18 protein-coding genes and 1 riboswitch are annotated in these 21439 nt (G+C 67.0%); of the genes, 16 read left to right on the forward strand and 2 right to left on the reverse strand.

The genetic code is table 11. The annotated features are described in order from the left end of the window. Window positions 1–125 precede the first annotated feature (125 nt). From K2M58_RS04350 to K2M58_RS04400, 11 genes are all read left to right on the forward strand, one after another. A complete protein-coding gene (locus K2M58_RS04350) occupies window positions 126–1175 on the forward strand; it encodes a rod shape-determining protein (protein WP_220678438.1) in 1050 nt (349 codons plus the stop codon). Window positions 1176–1192: 17 nt separating this feature from the next. Then, the gene (gene mreC / locus K2M58_RS04355; RefSeq protein ID WP_220678439.1) at window positions 1193–2074 is read left to right on the forward strand and encodes a rod shape-determining protein MreC; all 882 of its coding nucleotides are present in this window, start codon (window positions 1193–1195) and stop codon (window positions 2072–2074) included. Next, entirely contained in the window at window positions 2071–2598 is a 528-nt protein-coding gene (gene mreD / locus K2M58_RS04360) for a rod shape-determining protein MreD (RefSeq protein WP_220678440.1), read from the forward strand. The genes mreC and mreD overlap by 4 nt, the downstream gene beginning before the upstream one ends. 2 nt (window positions 2599–2600) lie before the next feature. Then, a complete protein-coding gene (locus K2M58_RS04365) occupies window positions 2601–4649 on the forward strand; it encodes a peptidoglycan D,D-transpeptidase FtsI family protein (protein WP_220678441.1) in 2049 nt (682 codons plus the stop codon). A 182-nt stretch (window positions 4650–4831) separates the two neighbouring features. Next, complete coding sequence (locus K2M58_RS04370; protein WP_220678442.1) at window positions 4832–5488, forward strand: septum site-determining protein MinC; 657 nt, start codon at window positions 4832–4834, stop codon at window positions 5486–5488. 303 nt (window positions 5489–5791) lie between these two features. Further along, window positions 5792–6586, forward strand: a complete 795-nt coding sequence (gene minD, locus K2M58_RS04375) for a septum site-determining protein MinD (protein WP_066202490.1) — start codon at window positions 5792–5794, stop codon at window positions 6584–6586. A gap of 12 nt (window positions 6587–6598) precedes the next feature. Then, a complete protein-coding gene (locus K2M58_RS04380) occupies window positions 6599–7747 on the forward strand; it encodes an FtsW/RodA/SpoVE family cell cycle protein (protein WP_220678443.1) in 1149 nt (382 codons plus the stop codon). 154 nt (window positions 7748–7901) lie between these two features. Continuing rightward, entirely contained in the window at window positions 7902–8510 is a 609-nt protein-coding gene (locus tag K2M58_RS04385; protein WP_220678444.1) for a peptidoglycan DD-metalloendopeptidase family protein, read from the forward strand. Next, window positions 8497–9456, forward strand: coding sequence for a site-2 protease family protein (locus K2M58_RS04390; RefSeq protein WP_220678445.1), 960 nt, complete (start codon window positions 8497–8499; stop codon window positions 9454–9456). The genes K2M58_RS04385 and K2M58_RS04390 overlap by 14 nt, the downstream gene beginning before the upstream one ends. 43 nt (window positions 9457–9499) lie before the next feature. After that, the gene (locus tag K2M58_RS04395) at window positions 9500–11086 is read left to right on the forward strand and encodes a coenzyme F420-0:L-glutamate ligase (protein ID WP_220678446.1); all 1587 of its coding nucleotides are present in this window, start codon (window positions 9500–9502) and stop codon (window positions 11084–11086) included. A 177-nt stretch (window positions 11087–11263) separates the two neighbouring features. After that, window positions 11264–14743 (forward strand): pyruvate carboxylase, encoded by a 3480-nt coding sequence (locus K2M58_RS04400; protein WP_066202497.1) that lies wholly within the window; start codon window positions 11264–11266, stop codon window positions 14741–14743. Window positions 14744–14805: 62 nt separating this feature from the next. Here K2M58_RS04400 and K2M58_RS04405 read toward each other — a convergent pair whose 3' ends face one another. Then, complete coding sequence (locus tag K2M58_RS04405; RefSeq protein WP_220678447.1) at window positions 14806–15168, reverse strand: universal stress protein; 363 nt, start codon at window positions 15166–15168, stop codon at window positions 14806–14808. 54 nt (window positions 15169–15222) lie between these two features. Here K2M58_RS04405 and istA point away from each other — a divergent pair, with 54 nt between their 5' ends. Further along, window positions 15223–16500, forward strand: a complete 1278-nt coding sequence (gene istA, locus K2M58_RS04410; RefSeq protein WP_252393391.1) for an IS21 family transposase — start codon at window positions 15223–15225, stop codon at window positions 16498–16500. Continuing rightward, window positions 16497–17282 (forward strand): IS21-like element helper ATPase IstB, encoded by a 786-nt coding sequence (istB, locus tag K2M58_RS04415; protein ID WP_220676869.1) that lies wholly within the window; start codon window positions 16497–16499, stop codon window positions 17280–17282. Before istA ends, istB begins: the two co-directional genes overlap by 4 nt. A gap of 92 nt (window positions 17283–17374) precedes the next feature. Here the strand turns inward: istB and K2M58_RS04420 are convergent, their stop codons facing one another. Further along, the gene (locus K2M58_RS04420; protein ID WP_220678448.1) at window positions 17375–17533 is read right to left on the reverse strand and encodes a universal stress protein; all 159 of its coding nucleotides are present in this window, start codon (window positions 17531–17533) and stop codon (window positions 17375–17377) included. Between the two features lie 231 nt (window positions 17534–17764). Beyond that, a riboswitch (TPP riboswitch) is annotated at window positions 17765–17850 on the forward strand. A gap of 189 nt (window positions 17851–18039) precedes the next feature. Between K2M58_RS04420 and thiC the strand changes: the two genes are divergently transcribed. From thiC to K2M58_RS04435, 3 genes are all read left to right on the forward strand, one after another. Continuing rightward, on the forward strand, window positions 18040–19803 hold the full coding sequence (thiC, locus tag K2M58_RS04425) for a phosphomethylpyrimidine synthase ThiC (protein ID WP_220678449.1): 1764 nt from the start codon (window positions 18040–18042) through the stop codon (window positions 19801–19803). Between the two features lie 413 nt (window positions 19804–20216). Beyond that, window positions 20217–20771 (forward strand): hypothetical protein, encoded by a 555-nt coding sequence (locus K2M58_RS04430; protein WP_220678450.1) that lies wholly within the window; start codon window positions 20217–20219, stop codon window positions 20769–20771. A 3-nt stretch (window positions 20772–20774) separates the two neighbouring features. Further along, window positions 20775–21221 (forward strand): YtxH domain-containing protein, encoded by a 447-nt coding sequence (locus tag K2M58_RS04435; protein WP_066202509.1) that lies wholly within the window; start codon window positions 20775–20777, stop codon window positions 21219–21221. The last annotated feature ends 218 nt before the right edge of the window (window positions 21222–21439 follow it).

Raw genomic sequence — 21439 nt, forward strand, 5'->3', positions numbered from 1 at the left:
TCCGGCGCGACCGGAATCGAGGCGCGACCGGACGCCGCGCGGCGGCCGGAACCGGCGCCGGGCGGCGTCCGAGCGGGTGCGAACCTGGAAGGCGAGCTTGAGCCTGGAAGGAAGGATGAACGCTGATGCTGTTTGCCATCGCCCGGGACATGGCGATCGACCTCGGGACGGCCAACACCCTCGTCTACGTCAAGGGAAAAGGGATCGTCGTCAAAGAGCCGTCGATCGTCGCCGTCAACACGAAGACGGGGGCGATCGAGGCCGTCGGCAACGAGGCGAAGCAGATGGTCGGCCGCACCCCGTCCAACATCGTCGTCAAGCGGCCGATGAAAGGCGGCGTCATCGCCGATTTTGAAACGACGCAGATGATGCTGCGCTATTTTATCCAGAAGGCCCAGCGGACCAAGGGGCTCATCAGCCGGCGGCCGAACGTCATGGTCTGCGTCCCGTACGGGGTGACGCCGGTCGAAAAACGGGCGGTGGAGGAAGCGGCCCGGGAGGCGGGTGCCCGGGAGGCGTGGACGATCGAAGAGCCGTTTGCGGCGGCGATCGGGGCGAACCTTCCGGTGTGGGAGCCGACGGGGAGCATGGTCGTCGACATCGGCGGCGGGACGACGGAGGTGGCGATCATTTCGCTCGGCGGCATCGTGACGAGCCGTTCGGTCCGGACCGCCGGCGACGAGATGGACGAGGCGATCATCCAGCACATCAAACGGCGTCACAACCTCCTCATCGGCGAGCGGACGGCGGAAGATCTGAAGCTGGAAATCGGCGCCGCCCGGCCGCCGCGGAAGGAGGCGACGATGAGCATCCGGGGGCGGGATCTCATCACGGGGTTGCCGAAGACGATCGAGGTGACGGCGTCCGAAATTGCCGAAGCCCTGGCGGAAGTCGTGGCGACGATTGTCGATGCGGTGAAGACGACGCTGGAACAGAGCCCGCCGGAGCTCGCGGCGGACATCATGGACCGGGGGATCGTCCTCACCGGCGGCGGAGCGCTCCTTCGGGAGCTCGATCAGCGGTTGTCGGAAGAGACCGGGATCCCGGTCTTTGTCGCGGAAAACCCGCTGGAGTCGGTCGTCATCGGGACCGGGCGGGCGCTTGAAAACCTCGACCTGTACCGGAAGCATTTTTTTGAGCCGAAAAAGGCGGGGAAGCGGTCTTTCTCCGGCTGAAGCGGGAGGGCATGCGTGTGCCGCGCTTGGGCCGCCTGCTGATCGTCTTTTTTCTCGCCGCCGCCCTCCTGGCGGCGTCCCTCGCTTTTACGCCGGTGCCCCGCGGCGCCCTTTCGCTTCCGGAGCGGATGATCAAAGACGTTGCGGGCTTCGGCGCCTGGGCGCTTTCGGCGCCGGCCGGGTGGGTGAAGGGCTGGGCGAAGCGCCTGGCCGATCTGAAGGACACCTATGCGGAAAATGCCGCGCTCAAGCGGTCGCTCGTCTCCTATGCCCGTCTGAAAGCGGACTACGACCTCCTCAAGGCGGAAAACGAACGGCTTCGGGCGCTTCTCGACCTGAAGACGACGAGCCGGGATTATGCGCTGCTGGCGGCGGAGGTCATCGGCCGGGAAGAAGAGACGTGGATGCGGTCGCTCGTCGTCGGTCGCGGCGAGACGGACGGCGTCCGGCCGAAGGAGGCGGTGCTCGCCTCCGGCGGCGCCCTCGTCGGCGTGGTGGAACGGGTCGGCGCCTTCACGAGCGACGTCCGCCTGATCACCGACCTCGAGGGGGCGCTCAACATCGCGGCGATGACGGTCGGTCCGACCCCCGCTTACGGCGTCATCGACGGCTACGACGCCGAGCGGGGCCTTCTTGCGATGAGCAAGATCCCCCTCGACGTCGACGTCCCGCTGGGGAGCACCGTCGTCACGTCGGGGCTGGGCGGCGTGCTGCCGAAAGGGCTCCTCATCGGCCGGGTCGAACGGGTCGTGCCGGCGGCCGACATGCTCACCCGAACGGCGTACGTCAAACCGGCGGCGGATCTGTACCACCTGGACTGGGTCCTCATCGCCCGGCGGCTCGATCGGACGGTCGACACCGGGGGCGGCCGGTCGGCGGAAGGGGGCGCCGGGCGGTGAAAGGGGGAGCGACGGCGTTCGTTTTTTTTCTCGCCATCGTCGCCGACCTTGCCATTCCGTCGATCGTCGTCCCGGGCTCGATCCTCGCCGCATACCCGGTTCAGCCGCGCTTTTTTCTCGCCGCCCTCACGCTGTACGCCGCCTTCCGCGGCTCCAGAGCGGGGGCCGCGGCCGGGGCCCTTGGCGGGGCCGTCATCGACGTCGCCTTCGGCCGGGCGTTCGGCCCGAACGCGCTCTTTTATGCCGCATGGGGGGGAGTGGTGGGCGAGGCGCGGCGGGCCGTGTACCGGAACGCCTTTACTCTGTCGGGGATCGGCGCCGTTGGGGCGGTGCTGTATGATGCCTATTTTTTCGGTCTCTTTCGCCTCTTCCGCTGGACTGAAGCGAGTTGGGATACGCTTTTCTTTCGTCAGGCGCTCTGGGAATTCTGGCTGACGGCGGCGGTGGTGGCCCTCGGGTACGGGCCGGCGCGGCGCTGGGAAGCGGCCGGCGGTGGGCCCGACGGCGGCGAGGAGGGGGCTTAAGGATGAACGACGTCGTCCGGAAGTTCAACGTGCTGTTTCTCGCCGTCTTTTTCCTGTTTATGCTGCTTCTTTTGCGCCTGACGGAGCTCATGCTCGTCGACGGCCCGCTGTACGCCCGGGCGGCCGAGCACATCAGCGACAAGCGGGTGTCCGTTTCGGGGTCCCGAGGGTGGATCTACGACCGGAACGGCCTGCCGCTCGCGAAGAACGAGACGGTCTTTCGCCTGACGTTTCTCGACGAGGGACTGAGCCTGGAGGACGTCGTGGCGCTGGCGGCGAAGCTCGAAGCGGTCTTAAAAACGCTTCCCCGGGAAAAAAACCCCGTCTATAACAATCGGGTCGACATCCTCCGGGCGCTCGACGTCGGCTGGCGCTATGTGGCGAAAACCGGCGATGAGGAAAAAGCCCGGGCGGCGATTCAGCGCCTCCGGGAGGGGGCGCCGTTTCGACCGGAGGAGTGGGAACTTAAGGAGGCGCCGCTTTCCGATCCTCGCTACGTTCCCCGGACGATTCCGGTCGACCTTCCGCCGGAGGTCGTCTTCCGTCTGGAAGAGGAAATCGGGGAGTATCCCGGCGTCCGGATCGAGACGGCGGCCCGGCGGGTGTACGTCTACGGCGATCTCGCGCCGTATGTGATCGGCTACACGCGTCCGGTTCGCTCGACGTCGTCGAAAGAGCGCTACGATGAGCTGCTTTCGCTCGGGTATAAGCCGGAGGACCCCATCGGCGAGGTCGGCGTCGAGGCGGCGTACGAGTCGGTCCTTCGGGGCGTTCCGGGAACGGCGATCGTCCGGTCGAATGCGCTGACGCGGGAGCAGACGCTGACCGTGGAGCGGGAGCCGGCGGCGGCCGACAACGTCGTGCTGACGATCGACGCCCGGTTTCAAAGAACGGTCGAGACGATCCTCGCCGAGGAGATCGGCCGGATCAACGCCACGATCCCGGACCAGAAACTCGATCCGGTCAAAGAGGCCCTTGCCGTCGTCGTCGATCCGTGGAACGGCGATGTGCTGGCGATGGCGAAGGCGCCGGGGTATGACCTGAACTGCTGGAACAACCTCGATCAACCGGAGTGCTATAAGGAAGTTGAGCGGGGATTTTTTAATCCGCTCCTCGACGGCAAGTATCCGCCCGGTTCGACCTTTAAGCCCCTCACGGTCCTCTTCGGCTTGCAGAAAGGGCTCGTCGGTCCGAATGAAAAAATCATGTCGACCGGGGCGTATCGCATCGGGACGACCGTCAAACACGACTACAAACCCGGCGGCCACGGTCCCACCGACGGCCTGAAGGCGATCCAGGAGTCGGTCAACACCTACATGTACGAGATCGGCATGCGCCTCTACCGCCGGGTCGGCGGTGTCAAACCCGCGATCGAGGCCGTCCGGAGATTTGCCGAACCGTTCGGCCTCGGCGTTCCGACGGGGATCGACCTGCCGGGAGAAGGGACGTTTCTTCCGGGCGGCGGGACGGAAGTCGGTCGGATCGCCGACATGATGATCGGCCAGTACGACTTCTACACGCCCCTCGAGATCGCCCAATACGCTGCCACCCTCGCCAACGGCGGCACCCGGATGCGGCTCCACGTCGTCCGCTCGATCAACGAGCCGGTGGAAAACTCCAAAGGGCCTGGCCCGGTCCGCTATCCGATCGAAGGGGAGGTCTTAAACCGCGTCGACGTCGACCCCCGCTGGATCGCTTACGTCCGGGAAGGGATGCGCCGGGTGACGCAACCGGGCGGGACGGCGGCGGCGGCGTTCGCCGGCGCGCCGGTGCCGGTGGCGCTGAAGACCGGGACCGCTCAGAGGGTGCAGGTCACGGTCCCCGGCACGAATCGGGTGCGCTATAAGTACGATACGCTGGCGATCGGCTTCGCTCCGGCGGACCGGCCGGAGATCGCCTTTGCGGTCATCGTCCCGGGGGTCTTTTCCCTGAGCGGCAACACGGCGGCGCCGATCGCCCGGCGGATCGTCGACGCCTACTTCGGGGCGGAGCCGCCGGCGCCGCTTGAGCCGGTGACCAAGGCGGCGGGCCGCGATCGGGCAAAGCGGTAGCCCGTCCGGCGCGGCGGCCGAGGGGCTTTCCGGCGGCGCCGAAACGGAAAAGAGCGCCTTCCGGCGTCGGCCGGCGGGAGGGTGCCGAGGCGCCGGGCGCTCACTGGTGCCGGATGGGGCGCCGAAGCAGGAAAACGGCCGCCGGAAGGCGAATGGGATAGGGGAAAGCGAGGGGTCGATCGTTGGCGGCGCGTGCACCGCGACTGCACATCAAAGGAACCCGCGACGGGCTCGTCTTCTATTTCGATCCGAACGCGTCGGTGGAGGAGCTCCTCGCCGCCCTGGAGGAGCGCCTCACCGAAGGGATCGACCGCCTGGCGGAGCGCGGGGGTCCGACGCCGGTCATCCTTCACTTCGGCACCCGGTACGTCCCGGAGGAGGTGCTCGCGGCGATCCTGGAGGCGTTCCGGAGCCGTCCGGCCCTGGCCGTCCGGGAGGTCGTCCGCGACGTGTACCGGAAGGACGAGGTGGAACAGATGCTCCGCCGGGCGCGGATGCGGACGGAGGTCGGGATCATCCGCTCCGGCGAGCTGGTGGAGAGCGAGGGGGACATCCTCATCCTCGGCGACGTCAACCCCGGCGGCGTCGTCCGGGCCGGCGGCAACATCTTCGTGTTCGGTCAGCTGGCCGGCGTCGCCCACGCCGGGTGCGGCGGCCGAAGCCGGCTGATCGTCGCCCATGACTTTCGCGCGACGCACCTATCCATCGGCGGCGTGCACGCCGAAGCGGTGCCGCCGGAGCACTACGGCCGCGGCGCCTTCGTCCGCCTGGAAGGCGAGGCGCTCCGGTTTTACCCGATCGGCGCCCTTCGAACGCTCGACCTCGGGGCGCCGGTGTAGGCCGGGCCGCGGCGGGGCGGGTTTTCGCACGGCGGCCGGCGTTGGCTTGGACGTCGGACGGAAGCGGCGTCCGGCGTCCGGGATCGGTTGGATGCGTCAGACGGGCGCCGCACCGCGGCGGGCTTTCGGCCCGGGGGCGAAGGCGGTCGCCCGGCCCGGGGGCCGGGATCCGTCTCAGTTGCCGGTGCATGTCGCGCCACGGCGGGCGGCTTCCGGCCCGGCCGCCGGGGCGGGGACCGTTTCGGCGAACGTCCGGGGGTCGGGAGCGACCGCGGGCGATGCGGCGGAAAAGGAGCGGACGGCATGGGAGAAGTCATCGTCGTCACGTCGGGAAAAGGCGGCGTCGGCAAGACGACGACCGTCGCCAACATCGGGACGGCCCTGGCGATGCTCGGGAAGTCGGTCGTCCTCATCGACACGGACATCGGGCTCAGAAACCTCGACCTCGTCCTCGGGCTGGAAAACCGCATCGTCTACGACCTCGTCGACGTCGCCGAGGGATCGGCCCGGCTGGAGCAGGCGCTGGTGCGGGACAAGCGGTTCGAGGACCGGCTGGTGCTCCTTCCGGCGGCGCAGGTGAAGGACAAGACGGCTCTGAAGGCGGAGGCCCTGGTCCGGATCGTCGAAGCGCTTCAGGGGCGGTTTGACTACGTCTTTCTCGATTCTCCGGCGGGGATCGAACAGGGGTTTCACAACGCCGTCGCCGGCGCCCGGCAGGCGATCGTCGTCACGACGCCGGAGGTGTCGGCGATCCGGGACGCCGACCGGGTGATCGGGCTTTTGGAAAAGCGGGGGCTGTACGGGCCGAAGCTCATCATCAACCGCCTTCGGCCGCACATGGTCCGGAGCGGCGAGCAGGTGAGCATCGAGGAGATCGTGCAGATCCTCGGCATCGATCTTCTCGGCGTCGTGCCGGACGACGAGGCGGTGATCAAGATGACGAACGAAGGGACGCCGGTCGTCATCGACGGCCGAACGCCGGCGGCGACGGCCTACCGGAACATCGCCCGCCGGATTTTGGGGGAACACGTTCCGCTTATGAAACTGGACGATCGGGCGGGGATGCTGGCGAAGGTCCGGCGCCTGTTCGGCCTGTGAGGCGGGATCCGGATGGAGGAGCGTCTTAGGCGGGATGCGGCGTTCGGGTGGCTTCGCTTCTTCGACTGGTCGATCGTCGGTCTCATCGCCGCCTTTGCCGCCTTGAGCTACCTGAGCATCCAGGGGGCCAATCCGCTGTACGGGGAGCCGGTCAAACAGCTCCTCTGGTACGCGGTCGGATTTTTCCTGTTTGCTGCCGTGCAGGCGGCCGACGCCCGGTTGGTGCAAAATATTGCGCCGATCCTTTACGGTCTCTCGCTCGTCCTCCTCGTGCTCGTCCTCTTCTTCGGCCAGGAGACGAACGGGGCGCGAAGCTGGTTTCAGTTCGGCGCTTTCAAATTTCAGCCGGCGGAAATGGCGAAAGTGGCGACGATTCTCATGGCCGCCCGGTGGTTCCAGGAGCGGGAAGAGGCGGAGCGGCCGCCGGAGCGCTTTGGGGATCTGTGGCCGTTTTTTGCCCTGGTGGCGGCGCCGGCCTTCCTCATCCTCATCGAGCCGGATCTGGGCGATGCCCTCGTCCTGGCCGTGGTCCTCGTGGCGATGCTCGCCGTCGCCGGACGGCTGAGGCATGCGGCGGGCGTGATCGGGCTCTACGGGCTCGGCATCGCGCTCCTCGCGGCGCTCTATCGGTTCTGGCCGGCGGTGTTTTTCAAGCTGATCAAGGAATACCAGTGGCGGCGGATCACCGCCGTTCTGGCCGATCCGCCGAATCCGGCCGATCCGAGCCAGTATCAGGTGTATATGTCGCTTCAGGCGATCGGCTCCGGCCAAATGTTCGGCAAGGCCGGTTCGGGCGGAACGCTGCTTACGGAACTCCGGCTCGTTCCGGAGGCGCAGACGGATTTTATCTTTGCGGTGATCGGCGAGCGGTTCGGCTTTCTCGGAGCGGCAACGGTGCTGCTTCTGTATTTCTTCCTCCTGTATCGGCTCGTCCAGATCGGGATGCAGGTCCGGACGACGTTCGAGCGGGCGACGGTCGCCGGGCTCGTCGGCATGTGGACGTTCCAGATTTTTGAAAACATCGGCATGACGGTGAAGCTCACGCCGATCACGGGCATCACGCTGCCGTTTATCAGTTACGGGGGCAGTTCGCTGACGACCAACTTGATCGCCCTAGGGCTGGCGGTGTCGTTCGGCTGGCGGAGCGTCCGGGCGGCATAGGCAGCCGGGATCGGGACCGGCGGTGATTGAGCGGCGGACCGGCGCCGGCGCAGGCGGTGATGCGGCGGCGGTGCGGGGCACGGGCGGCGCGGCATATTCTCCCCTCCGGCGGACTATAGTGGCGGTAGCCGCGGATGGGACGAGGGGGAAGACGATGCCGCGCACGTTTGTCCGATGGTTCGGGCTCGCCGCCTTCGCCGTCTTTCTCGCCGGAGCGTGGCGCCTGGGCGGAAGCCTGGGGACGGCCGGCCGGGGGGAGGCGATCGTCCTCGGGCCGCCGGCCTGGTTGCCGCCGGCCGCCGTCCGGGCGGCGGAGGCCGGCCGGGACCGGCTTTACGCCCTCGTCGGGCGCCTCAAGGCGGATGGCGTGCTCCGGACGCTCTTTCCGGCCCTGGCGCCGGTCGAGCGGCCCGCGCCGGTCGCCTTTCGCTCGCCCTTGGACGGGGCGGTCTTTGTCTCGAGCGCCTCCGGCGCCGGGATCCTCATCGAGACGGAAGCGCAGGCGGCGGTGCACCCCGTCGCGGAAGGGTGGGTCCTTCAGGCGGCGGACGACGCGGCCCTGGGGATCCGGCTTTCGATCCTCCATCCCGACGGGACGGTGAGCGTCTACGGCCATCTGGGAGAGCTCCGGGTCCGGCCGGGGAACTGGGTCTACCCGGATGACGTCCTCGGCCGGGTGCGGGAGCGTTCGCTTTATCTGGCGCTGGAGCGGGACGGGCGGGCGCTTTCGCCGACGGATGTGATCCGGTTTGATCCGCGTTAGCGTCCACCCGCTCTTCTGGCCCCTCATCGCCGCCGGGCTGCTCGCCGGCCGGATCGGCGAACTGTTGCTCCTCTTTGCCCTCGTCCTCGCCCACGAGCTCGCCCACGCCGTCGCCGCCGAAGCGTGCGGCTACCGGGTGGAGCGGATCGTGCTCCTGCCCTTCGGCGGCGCCCTGATCGCCGAACCGCCGCCGCTTCTTACGGCGCGGGCGGAGGCGATCGTCGCCGCCGCCGGCCCGCTCATGAACGCGGCCCTCCTCGTCGCCGGGGCCGTTTTGGAGCGGGCGGCCGTCGAAAGCGCAGGCGGGTTCCCCCCCGGAACGCTTCAGGCGTGGCAGGCGGGGAACGGGGCGCTTTTTAGCGTCAATTTGTTGCCCTTTTTTCCGCTGGACGGCGGGCGGCTCCTTCAGGCCGGCTTGAGCCGCCTCGTTCCGTACCGGCGGTCGCTCGTCGGGTCGTACGCCCTCACCCTCCTCGGCGGCGGTGCGTTCCTTTTTGCGCTGATCGGCCTCCGGCAGGCCGGTTGGGCGGTGGCGACGGCCTCCTTCTGGATCGTCGTCGCCTATGCTGTCTGGGAAAGCGGGCAGGCGTGGCGGGCGCTTCCGCTCACGATGGCCGCTTTTTGGCTCAGGCGAACGCTTCATGCCGAGGCGATCCGCCGCTTCCCCGTCCGAATCGTCGCCGTCGACGGCCCGCTGACGCCGAACGGCGCCGTCGGGCGCCTCTTCCGGGAGCGCTACCACCGGTTCGTCTGCCGCGGGCGCCCGGAAACGGGCGGGCGGCTCCGGTGCCCGGAGCCGTCGCCGGTGTCGGCGGTCGAAGAAAGGGCGGCATCTGTCGGCGCCGGGAGCGTTCAGGCGCCCGATGAGTTCCGGTTCATCGCCTGCCTCGTCCGGGGGGAGGACGTTTGCCGGGGCGGTTGCAACGGTTCCTCCGGCGCGTTATAGTGGTACCGTGTGAAAGCGCGAAAGGCGCAAGAGGGGGTCGACCATGAGCCGAACACCGTCTGAGCCTGCGCCTGCCCGCCCCCTCGCCCTACCGCCATCGGTGCGGGTGGCGGCTTTTGGTGTGCGGACGGGTCTTATTCTTCCGAACGACAATATCGCCGCCATCGTCGCCGATGCCGTCGGCGACTGGATCGAGGACGGCGACATCGTCTGCGTCACGGAGGCGGTCGTCGCCCGCTCCCAGAACCGCTACTTGAGCTGCCGGGAGCTCGCCGACGACATCCGGGCCAAGCTCGACCTCAAGCCGGGCGCCCGCCTCGCCGTCGTCTCCCCGATCGCCAGCCGGAACCGCTTTGCCCTCGTCCTCCGGGCGGCGGCGATGGCGACCCGTGGGGGCACCGTCGTCGTGCAGTTTTCTCTGCCGTACGACGAGGTCGGGAACCAGGTGATCGATCCGGAGTTTGCCCGGACGCGCCTCCGGTTGAAAAAGGTGTACAAAAGTCTGTTGGAAGCCCGGGGAAACACGCCCCACCTCAACATCCTCATCCGGGAAGTCGTCGCCGCCCTCGTGCTGCAGCAGCACGGCTTTCAGATCCTCGCCATGCGGAAGATCATGGGTCGGGGGATCGCCGACGTCACCGTCCGGGACCCCGGCGGGGCGGTGGCCCCCCTCGAGGTGACGTTTTCCGAGGTGGAAAAGGCCGTCCGGCAGGCCGCCGCCCTGAAGGCGGACATGCCGGAGGCGACCCGGGCGTACGCGGCGACGGTCGATCTCGCCCGGCGGACGGTGACGCTGTACGATGCCGCGACGGGCGGTGCCGAGCCGGCGGTTGTCGGCTTTTACCCCTACGGCGACGTCGAGGAGGACATGCGGGACCCGGAGGCGATCGCCGAAGCGGAAGTCGGCGAGGGCGCCTTCCGGCACCCGATCACCGGCGTCGACTACCGGCGCCTGTACCGGGAGACGATTCTCGCCGGCGGCGCTCAGGCGGAAGTGTTCTTCGCCGAAAACCCGCTCAAGGTGTACGACCGGGGCTACCTCGACGGCGTCATCCTCGGCGAGGTCCACGGCCGGGAAGCGAGCCGGGAGCTCTTTCTTTCGTTCGGCGCCCGGGTGCCGGTCGTGACGCTCGACGAGATCGGGCCGCCGCCGTGGGGCGTCATCGGTTCGAACGTCTCGAACTACGACGAGTGCCGCCTGAAGCTGCTTCCGGAAGATGCCGACGCGACGGCGGAGGCGATCCGGCGGGCGATCCGGGAGCGGAGCCGAAAGGACGTCGAGGTGCTCATTTTCGGCGACGGCGCCTACAAGGATCCGGACACCGGGATCTACGAGCTCGCCGACCCGTATCCGGCGATCGGCCAGAGCGAGGGGCTCCGGACGGTCCGGCTGCGGACGGGGCTCAAGCTCAAGATGCACGTCGATACGCTTTATCAGCAGGGGCTCAGCCGGGAGGAGATTGCCTCGCGCCTCTCGGGAGCCCGGAGCGCCGGGGCCGACGAGGTCGGGACGACGCCGCGCAACCTCTCGAGCCTCGTCGCCACGCTGGCCGACCTCGTCGCCGGAAGCGCCGACGCCGGCACGCCGATCGTCGTCGTCCGGGGGTACCTCCCGTTGGAGGGCCGCTGAAAGAAGCCGGAGGCCGACGCCTTGTCCCGGCGTCGGTCGCCCCGCTCTGGCCGCACGGGTAGACACGTCGGTTCCTTCCGCGGTCGGGGCGGTTGATCGCCGACGGTCCGTGTCGTACAATGCCGATAATCGCGACGCTCGTGAGGAGCGCATGCGGTGAGGAGGGTCCGTCCGCCGATGCCGAGAGAGATCCGTCGCTTTCAGAAGGTGCTGGTGGCCAACCGGGGCGAGATCGCCATCCGCGTCTTTCGGGCCTGCGCCGAGCTTAAGATCCGCACGGTGGCGATTTATTCCGAGCAGGACATCGCGTCCCTCCACCGCTATAAGGCGGACGAAGGCTACCTCGTCGGCGAAGGGAAGGCGCCGATCGAAGCATACCTCGACATCGAAGGCATCATCGACATCGCCAAGCGCCACGGCGTCGACGCCGTCCACCCCGGCTACGGTTTTCTCGCGGAAAACGCCGCCTTTGCCCGGCGCCTCGCCGAAGAAGGCATCGCCTTCATCGGCCCCCGGCCGGAGCACCTCGAGATGTTCGGCGACAAGGTGGAGGCCCGTCGGCGGGCGGCGGCGGCGGGGCTTCCGGTCGTTCCCGGGACGGAAGCGCCGGTGGCGGAACGCGAGGCGGTCGAAGCGTTTGCCCGGGAGCATGGCTTTCCCATCATCATCAAGGCGGCGGCCGGCGGCGGCGGCCGGGGCATGCGCGTCGTCCGGAGCGCCGCCGAGCTCAAGGACGCCTTTGAGCGGGCCCGTTCCGAAGCCCAGGCCGCTTTCGGCGACGGCCGGGTGTACGTCGAAAAGCTCATCGAGCGGCCGCGGCACATCGAGGTGCAGATCCTGGGCGACCGCTACGGAAACATCGTCCACCTCTTCGAGCGGGACTGCTCGATCCAGCGGCGGCATCAAAAGATCATCGAGGTCGCGCCGGCGCGGGGGCTTTCGCCGGAGCTTCGGGCCCGGATCGCCGACGACGCCGTCCGCCTCATGCGGTCGGTCGGGTACGAAAACGCCGGCACGGTCGAATTTCTCGTCGACGCCGAGGGGCGCCACTATTTCATCGAAGTGAACCCCCGCATCCAGGTCGAGCACACGATCACCGAACTCGTCACCGACATCGACATCGTTCAGGCGCAGATCCGCCTGGCGGAAGGCTACGCCCTCACCGATCCGGAGGTCGGCATCCCGCCGCAGGAAGAGATTCGTCCCCGGGGCTATGCCATCCAGTGTCGCATCACGACCGAAGATCCGGAGAACAATTTCCTGCCGGACACCGGCCGCATCCTCGCCTACCGTTCGCCGGGGGGCTTCGGCGTTCGGCTCGACGGCGGAAACGGCTACACCGGCGCCGTCATCACGCCGTATTACGATTCCCTCCTGGTCAAGGCGTCGACGTATGCCCCCACGTTTGACCTCGCGGCGGACAAGATGCTCCGGGTCCTTCGGGAGTTCCGCATCCGGGGCGTGAAGACGAACATCCCGTTTTTGGAAAACGTCATCGCCGACCGGGAGTTCCGGGAAGGGACGGTCGACACCCACTACATCGAGCGGCGGCCGGACCTTCTCAACATGCCCCGGAGAAAAGACCGCGGCACGAAGCTCCTCCGTTTCATCGGCGAGGTGACGGTCAACGACCGCCTCGCGCCGGAGAAGCCGGCGCTCAAGAAGCCGCCGCGCCTCAGGCCCACGCCGGAGATGCGGGAGGCCGTCCGACGGCAGCTTCGCGGCGAAGGGCCCGTCCCGTCGACGAAGGTCCTCCTCGACACCCTCGGCCCCAAAGGGCTTGCCGAATGGGTGCTCAAGGAGCGGCGGGTGCTCCTTACGGACACGACGTTTCGCGACGCCCACCAGTCGCTGCTCGCCACCCGCGTCCGGACGCACGATCTCCTCGGCATCGCGGAGGCGACGGCGCATTTTGCGCCGGAGCTTTTCTCCCTCGAGATGTGGGGCGGCGCGACGTTCGATACGGCGATGCGCTTTTTGAAGGAGAGCCCGTGGGAGCGCCTCCGGCGGCTCAGGGAGATGATCCCGAATCTCCTCTTCCAGATGCTCCTCCGGGGCGCGAACGCCGTCGGCTACACGAACTACCCGGACAACGTCGTCCGGGCGTTCATCCACGAGGCGGCCCGGCAGGGGATCGACGTCTTCCGCATCTTCGACAGCCTGAACTGGTTCGACGGCATGCGGGTGGCGATCGAGGCCGTCCTCGAGACCGGCAAGGTGGCAGAGGTCGCCATCTGTTACACCGGCGACGTCCTCGACCCGGCGGAGAAAAAGTACACGATGCGCTACTACCTCGATCTGGCGAAGAAGATCGAGGCCGCCGGCGCCCACATCCTCGCGATCAAGGACATGGCCGGGCTTTTGAAGCCGTACGCCGCCTACGAGCTCATCCGGCAGCTCAAACAGGAAGTGTCGCTCCCGATCCACCTTCACACCCACGACACGAGCGGAAACGGCCTCTCGATGCTCCTCAAGGCGGTGGAAGCCGGCGTGGACATTGTCGACGGCGCCATCGCCGCCATGTCCGGTCTTACTTCCCAGCCGAGCTTAAACAGCCTCGTCGCCGCCTTAAAGGGAACCGACCGCGACCCGGGGATCGACGTCGAGCGGCTCGACCGCCTCTCCGATTACTGGGAGGTCGTCCGAACGTACTACGCGCCGTTTGAAAGCGACATGAAAGCGCCGGCGGCGGAGATCTACAAGTATCAGATGCCCGGCGGACAGTACACGAACTTAAAGCAGCAGGCGGCCTCCGTCGGCCTCGGCGACCGCTGGCCCGAGGTCAAAGAAGCGTACGCCCTCGTCAACCGCCTCCTCGGCGACATCGTCAAGGTGACGCCGTCGTCGAAGATGGTCGGCGACTTTGCCCTGTTCATGGTGCAGAACAACCTCGACGAAAAGACGCTCTTCGAGCGGGGCGAAGCGCTCGACTTCCCGGCGTCGGTCGTCGACTACTTCATGGGCTACATGGGTCAGCCGCCGGGCGGGTTTCCGGAACGGCTGCAGAAGCTGGTGCTCAAAGGCAAAGAACCGCTTCGGGATCGCCCCGGGGCGGTGCTTCCGCCGGCCGACTTCGAGGCGATCGCCCGGGAGCTCGAAGAAAAGCTCGGCCGCCCGCCCGCCTTCGAAGAGGTGCTGTCGTACGTCCTCTACCCGAAGGTGTTCCTCGAGTACGCCGAGCACGTCGAGCGGTACGGCGACGTGTCGGTCCTCGACACGCCGACGTTCTTCTACGGCCTTCGACCCGGCGAGTCGACGACGGTCGAGATCGAACGGGGGAAGACGCTCTACATCCGTCTCCTTTCGGTGAGCGACCCGGACGAAAACGGCCGCCGAACCCTCTTTTTCGAGCTGAACGGCCAGATGCGGGCCCTCGACATCTTCGACCGCTCGATCGCCAAAGCCGAGCACGCCCACCCGAAGGCGGACCCGAAGGATCCGCGGCACATCGGCGCTTCGATGCCCGGCAAGGTGCTCAAGGTGTTCGTCCGACCCGGCGAACGGATCGAGCGGGGGACGCCGCTTCTCGTCACCGAGGCGATGAAGATGGAGCTCACCGTGCAGGCGCCCCGGGACGGGGTCGTCGCCGAGGTGCTGGTCAAAGAAGGCGATCCGGTCGAAGCGGGCGATCTCTTGGCCGTGCTGGAAGACGCTTGACCTTACAAACAAAGCCCCGCCCATCGGGCGGGGCCTTTTTTTGCGCGGGTCCAACCATCCGGTTAGCGGGCGATGAGGACGTTCGCCTTCACCGTCTGCAGCACGCGGTGGCTGACGCTCCCGAGGAAGAGCTCCTGCAGGGCGTTTAAGCCCCGGCGGCCGAGGATGACGAGGTCGACCCCTTTCGCCTCGACGTAGTCGGCGATGGCCCGCGCCGGGTCTCCCTGAAGCAGCTCGACCGAAAGCGAGACGCCTTCCCGGTCCGCCTGTTCCTTGGCTTTGGCGAGGACGGCTTCGCCCCGCTTCAGCATCATCTCCCGGTACTCGGCGCCGGAGATCATCCCGGTCATCTGTGCGAAGACGCCCTCTGTCAACATCGGATGTAAAATCCCCAATAGCAGCGGATAAAGATTCCCCAAAATCACCGGCATGATTTCCTCAAAATCATCGGGATGAATTCCCCACCCCTGTGTCGAACTATGGCACCTGCCATCACTTTTGGGGAGGTGCCGGTGATGAGGGAGAGTGAGAAGATGGAGATCAGGAAGCTGTATGAGGAGGGCGTCAGCATCTCGGAACTGGCCAGAAGATACGGCCATGACCGCAAAACCATCCGCAAGGCTGTGAGTGAGCCGAGGCAGCAGGAGGAGGGGAGGGTGAAGTCGCGCAGCCGTAGGGTGAAAGGCCACAAGCTGGAGCCGTACAAGGCCTATGTGGAGCAGCGCATGCGTATCGGCGTCCTCAATGCGGAGCGAATCTTTCGCGAGATCCGGGAGCAGGGATATACCGGCGGAATTACCGTACTGCGCGAGTTCATGCACCCTCTCCGCCCGGTTGTCTCTGCCAAGGCAACCGTGCGGTTTGAGACGGCTCCGGGGGAACAAGCGCAAATCGACCTGGGCGCATTCCCCTACCTGGATCCGCAGGGCCATCGGCGCAAGGTATGGTGCTTTGCCATGGTCCTCGCCTACTCCCGCATGCTCTACCTGGAGTTTATCAGAGCGGCGGACCAACGGCATATCCTCCAGGCGCTCCGGAACGCGCTGGAGTTCTTCGGCGGGGTTCCAAAGGTCATGCTCAGCGACAACTGCTCCCCGCTGGTCGTGGCCAACGACGGTCATGGACACGTCGACTGGCAGCCGGCGTACATGGACTTCGCCAAGTACTACGGATTCGTGCCCAAGGCCTGTAAGCCCTACCGAAGTCGCACCAAAGGGAAGATTGAACGGCCCATCGGGTATATCCGGTCCAGCTTCTGGCCGGTTTCGTTCGTGGACCATGACGACCTGAACCGGCAAGGTGCCATCTGGCGGGATACGGTGGCTAATGTGCGCATCCACGGCACGACGCGGGAGCAGCCGGTGGTGCGGTTTCAGGCCGAGACGCTTAAGCCCCTGCCTAAGAGCCGGTACACGCTGGCGTACGCCGATATGCGCAAGGTCATGAGCGATTGTCGCATCTCCTGGAACACGAACATGTACACCGTTCCATGGCGGTATGTGGGGCACACCGTGCTGGTCCGGGAGTTTGAGTCAGGCCGCCTGCAGATCGAGTACGGCGGGCAGGTCATTGCCGAACACCGCGTGCTCACAGGCAGGCACCAGGTCTCAACCGACCCTGAGCACTTCAAGGGCATCCCGGCTGGGACGCCTCATCCGGATCGAGGCAAGGTGCCAGGGTTGCAAATCGGGCCGGACGTGGAGCAGCGGGAGCTGTCCGTCTATGAGCAGATCGCGATGGGAGGTCAGGGGCAATGAGTGAGGCGTTGGTTTTGGCCAAGGCCGAGGAGCAGCTGCTGGAGCTGGGATTGAAGCGCGCCGCGGCGGTGCTGCCGGCGTGCGTGGAGTGGGCAGCGGGGCACCAGGCGACCTATGCGGAGTTCCTGCACAGACTGCTGGATGCTGAGCAGGAGGAGCGATACAGCCGTTACATGCACGCCAGACTCCGCATGGCCAACTTCCCGTATCACAAGACCCTTGCAGATTTCGATTTCTCGTTCCAGCCGTCCGTCGATGAGCGACAAATACGCGAACTGGCCGGCTTGACGTTCATCCGGGAGGGCAGCAACGTCATCTTCCTGGGACCGCCGGGGGTGGGCAAGACCCACCTTGCGGTGGCCCTGGGGATGGAGGCGATTCGACAGCGCATGAGCGTCTACTTCGTGACCATGCAGAAGCTGGTCGCTGACTTGCGACGGGCGTACCAAGAGGGACGGCTGGACAAGCGCCTGCGCATCTACACCCAGCCGAAGCTGCTGATCTGCGACGAAGTCGGCTACTTGCCGCTTGACGCCTTGGACGCCGCGAACTTCTTCCGGCTCGTGTCGGAGCGCTACGAGCATGGCTCCCTGATCATCACGTCCAACACCAGCTTCACCAACTGGGGGACACTCTTCGGTGACCAGGTGCTGGCCTCTGCCTTGCTCGACCGGCTCCTGCACCACGCCACCACCATCAACATCCGCGGCAACAGCTACCGGATGAAGGACAAGCTGCGCGCCGGGGTGACCCATGCGCTGAAGGAGGAGGTGACCGCGTAGATCGAACATACGTCTGGGGAATGATGCGCGATGATTTTGGGGAACTGAATCCGCTGTTTGTGGGGAATCGAACGCGATTTTTTTGGGGAGTTTTAATCCGCTATTGACACCTCTTCGAAGTGATCGAAGCGAACAACGTGGACGGCCACGAGGCGCGCCTCCGGCAGAAGCTTGGCGAGCGCGAGGCCGGTCTTGAGCGCCCGTTCGGCGTGCTCCGAACCGTCGTAGGCGACGAGGATGTGGCGATACATCGGGACGCCTCCTTTGATGGGGATTCACGTCCATCATATCACACATATTTCCAGGATGACCAAAAAAAATAAGGAAAAATTTCGCCCTTTTTCCGCCGCGGGACGTCCCGGCGGCGCAAACGGGCGGAAGCACGCCCTTTTTCGTTCGGGATGAGAGCCTTCGCAAAGGACGGAACTTGACGGGATTTTCGGACTCTGGTAAAGTGGGGCTGACCACGCCCAAGGCGCCAGCGCGGGAGTCCGGGGAGCCGGGCTGAGAGGGAAGCCGATCCGCTTCCGACCGCCGAACCTGACCTGGATCATGCCAGCGGAGGAAGGCCAGGCGCCGCGACGATCGACGGCAGGATCGAATCGGACGGCCGTCCGATCCGAACCGTCTCGGACGGTCGTCCGAACGACTGAAGGCACAGGGCCGCCTCCGGGGAGGCGGCCTTTTTCGTGCCCGATGGGGCCGGACGGACGGCGGCCGGCCCTCCCGGCCCTGGCGCCGGAAGAGGAGGGGGACGATGACGACGGCGTTTGAGCGAATCGCCGCCGAAGCAAGGGGTTACCGAGGGTACTTTCCGAACAGCCGCAAGGTGTACCTTCAGGGGTCGCGGCCGGACCTCCGGGTGCCGATGCGGGAGATCCTGACCGAAGAGCGAGGGCCGGACGGGAAGCCGGTGGCGGTGCGCGTCTACGACACGAGCGGCCCGTACACGGACCCGGACGCCCGGATCGACCTTCAGGCCGGGCTACCACCTCTTCGTAGACCGTGGATCCTCGAGCGGGGCGATGTGGAGACGGTGACCGGCCACCGGGGCCGGCCGGTCCTTCGGGCCAAAGGCGATCGGGCGGTGACGCAGATGGCGTACGCCCGGCGGGGGATCATCACGCCGGAGATGGAGTTCGTCGCCCTCCGGGAGGGCGTCGATCCGGAGTTCGTCCGCCAGGAAGTCGCCCGCGGCCGGGCGATCATCCCGGCAAACGTCAACCACCCGGAGAGCGAGCCGATGATCATCGGCCGGAACTTTCACACGAAGGTGAACGCCAACATCGGGAACTCCGCCGTCTGGTCCTCGCTGGAAGAAGAAGTCGAGAAGATGACGTGGGCGATCCTCTGGGGCGCCGATACGGTGATGGACCTTTCGACCGGAAAGCGGATCTACGAGACGCGGGAGGCGATCCTCCGGAATTCACCGGTGCCGGTCGGCACGGTGCCGATCTACGAGGCGCTGGAGAAAGTGGGCGGAAAACCGGAAGACCTCTCGTGGGAGGCGTTCCGGGAGACGATCATTGAGCAGGCGGAACAGGGCGTCGACTACATGACGATCCACGCCGGCGTCCGGCTTTCGTATCTGCCGCTTACGGTCGATCGGGTGACGGGCATCGTCTCGCGGGGCGGATCGATCATCGCCGCCTGGATGCTCGCCCACCACGAAGAAAACTTTCTCTACACCCACTTCGAGGAGATCTGTGACATCCTCCGCCGCTACGACGTCGCCATCTCCTTAGGCGACGGCCTCCGGCCCGGTTCCATCGCCGACGCCAACGACCGGGCGCAGTTTGCCGAGCTCGAGACGCTCGGGGAGCTGACGAAGATCGCCTGGGCGTACGACGTGCAGGTGATGATCGAAGGGCCGGGACATATCCCCCTTCATCTCCTGAAGGAAAACGTCGACAAAGAGATCGAGCTCTGCCACGAGGCGCCGTTTTACACCCTCGGCCCGCTCGTCACCGACATCGCCCCCGGCTACGACCACATCACGTCGGCGATCGGTGCCGCAGTCGTCGGCGCCTACGGGACGGCGATGCTCTGTTACGTGACGCCGAAGGAGCACCTGGGGCTTCCGAACAAAGACGACGTCAAGCAGGGGCTCATCGCGTACAAGATCGCCGCGCACGCGGCCGACCTCGCCAAGGGCATCGCCCGGGCGAAGGAGCGGGACGATGCCCTGTCCCGGGCCCGGTTTCAGTTCCGCTGGCGGGATCAGTTCAACCTGTCGCTCGACCCGAAGACGGCCGAGGCGTACCACGACGAGACGCTCCCCGCCGAAGGGGCGAAAGTCGCCCACTTCTGCTCGATGTGCGGGCCGAAGTACTGCAGCATGGCCATTTCGCACACGCTCCGGGATCGGGTCGCGGCCGTCGGAGCCCAGGCCGACGCCTCCCCGGCGGCGACGGCGCCGGAGGACATTCAGGCGGGGATGCAGAAGATGGCCGAGGCGTTCCGGAAAAGCGGCGGGCGGCTGTACGTCCCGGTGGAAGACCGGTCGAAAGGCGAAGCTTAAATAGGCCGTCTCCGTCAAAAGCCTCCGCGAACCTCGCGGAGGCTTTTTGAGGGGTTCGCTCCGGCGCCCTGGGCGCCGGTTTTCGCGTCCGTTTTCGCCGATCGCGTCGGGCGTCCTTTCACGTTTTCCCGCGGCTTTTGCGTTCGCTTTCGCCGCAGCTTCGGGCGTCGTCCCCGGCGTTCGCCTCGGCTTTTGGCCTGAGCGAAGGCGGCGACGAGGGTTCGGCCGGCGTTCGGGGTAAGGATGCGGCCGCTTCCCGGCGGGGGTGGGCGCCGGCCGGGCAGGCTCCGGCGAAGGGGACGCCGGCGGGGGTGGGCGCCGGAAAAAGCGGCGCCGGCGGGGACGGTTGACAGGCTTTGGCCCCGGCGGTAAGCTGAGGCTAGGCCCGCCCGTTTCGGCAAGGACCGGCCGGGGTGACGGCGACGACCGCAGGCGGGCGCGGCATGCGGGCGACCCTGCGGGGACGAAAGGGGGAAAAAAGGCGCGCCGTGGGATGGGAGATGGCGGCCCTGGTGGCGGCATTCGGAGCGGCCGGCGCCTTCATCGCAGTCGCGTGGGCGGTGCAGCGCTTTCTCCGGACGGCGGAAGCGGAACTTCGGTCGGCCGTCCGGGAACTTGAGGCGCTTTCTCGGACGGCCCAGGCGACCCTCGAGGAGATCCGCCGGAGCGTCGATCGGCTGGCCGAGGACGTCCACGGCCTGGCGATGCGGGCGGAAGGTCCTCTTGTTCAGTCGGAGCGGCTAGCTAAGGAACTGACCGACCGGGCGCGGGAAATCGGCGGCGCGACGGCGTCCCTGCGCACCGCCGGGGAGCGGATGCTTACGGCAAGCAGCTGGTTGCTTCAAAAGGCGGCGCCTCGAGCCGGCCAGGTGGCGGAGGCGCTGGCGCTGGCCCGGGCCGGCGTCGAGCTCATCCGCCGCGTTCGGGCGCGCCGGGCGACGGGAGAACGGTCCCAGGGGAGGGGATGACCGATGTGCCGGGCGGATGACCAGGCGATCAAAGGCTGGATCGGCGGCGCGCTGATCGGCGCTTTCGTCGGCGCCGCGACGTGCCTTTTTCTGACGCCAAAGCGCGGCGAGGAGATGCGGGAGGAAGTAAAAAAGGTCGCCGGCCGAGTGGGAGATGCCGCCCAGGCGGTCGGCGAGACGATCCGGCGGGAAGCGGAGGCGCTCGCCTCGCGGCTTCGGCGGTCTTCCCGTTCGGCCCTTGACGAGTGGACGGCGGTGAAGGACGACTTTGTCCGGGCGGTCGAGGCGAGCTTGAGCGCCGGGAAGGACCTCAAAGCGGCGCTGGAAGACGCTGCGGCTGCCGTCTTCGATCGGGCCGAAGCGGCCGCCGTCGAGAGCGTCCAGAAAGCGAAAGAGGCGGAAGACGGCGACTTGAAAGCGACCTCCGGCGCGCCCGAAGGAAAAGCCTAAGGAGCGAGACAGCCGTCCGGCGGAAAGGCGATCGGACGGCCCGTTTTTTTCTCCGTTCCGGTACATCCTGGAGGGGAGCGGAACGCGCCGGGCGGCGCCGGTCGGGCCGATCCGGAGGGGGCGCATGGGGCCGCGGCGGTCGCGGCCCGAACTCTGGGAGGAAGGGGCTGCCCGTGAAGCTCGAGATCGTCCAGCTCAACGACGGGCACGGCTCTCTG

Source organism: Hydrogenibacillus sp. N12 (assembly GCF_019645935.1).
Lineage (GTDB): Bacteria > Bacillota > Bacilli > Thermicanales > DSM-22653 > Hydrogenibacillus > Hydrogenibacillus schlegelii.

Coding starts and splice junctions, on each gene's coding strand:
- K2M58_RS04350 (WP_220678438.1), top strand. CDS start 126: ATGCTGTTTGCCATCGCCCGGGACATGGCGATCGACCTCGGGACGGCC.
- K2M58_RS04365 (WP_220678441.1), top strand. CDS start 2,601: ATGAACGACGTCGTCCGGAAGTTCAACGTGCTGTTTCTCGCCGTCTTT.
- minD (WP_066202490.1), top strand. CDS start 5,792: ATGGGAGAAGTCATCGTCGTCACGTCGGGAAAAGGCGGCGTCGGCAAG.
- K2M58_RS04380 (WP_220678443.1), top strand. CDS start 6,599: ATGGAGGAGCGTCTTAGGCGGGATGCGGCGTTCGGGTGGCTTCGCTTC.
- K2M58_RS04385 (WP_220678444.1), top strand. CDS start 7,902: ATGCCGCGCACGTTTGTCCGATGGTTCGGGCTCGCCGCCTTCGCCGTC.
- K2M58_RS04395 (WP_220678446.1), top strand. CDS start 9,500: ATGAGCCGAACACCGTCTGAGCCTGCGCCTGCCCGCCCCCTCGCCCTA.
- K2M58_RS04400 (WP_066202497.1), top strand. CDS start 11,264: ATGCCGAGAGAGATCCGTCGCTTTCAGAAGGTGCTGGTGGCCAACCGG.
- istA (WP_252393391.1), top strand. CDS start 15,223: ATGGCACCTGCCATCACTTTTGGGGAGGTGCCGGTGATGAGGGAGAGT.
- istB (WP_220676869.1), top strand. CDS start 16,497: ATGAGTGAGGCGTTGGTTTTGGCCAAGGCCGAGGAGCAGCTGCTGGAG.
- K2M58_RS04420 (WP_220678448.1), bottom strand. CDS start 17,533: ATGTATCGCCACATCCTCGTCGCCTACGACGGTTCGGAGCACGCCGAA.
- thiC (WP_220678449.1), top strand. CDS start 18,040: ATGACGACGGCGTTTGAGCGAATCGCCGCCGAAGCAAGGGGTTACCGA.
- K2M58_RS04435 (WP_066202509.1), top strand. CDS start 20,775: ATGTGCCGGGCGGATGACCAGGCGATCAAAGGCTGGATCGGCGGCGCG.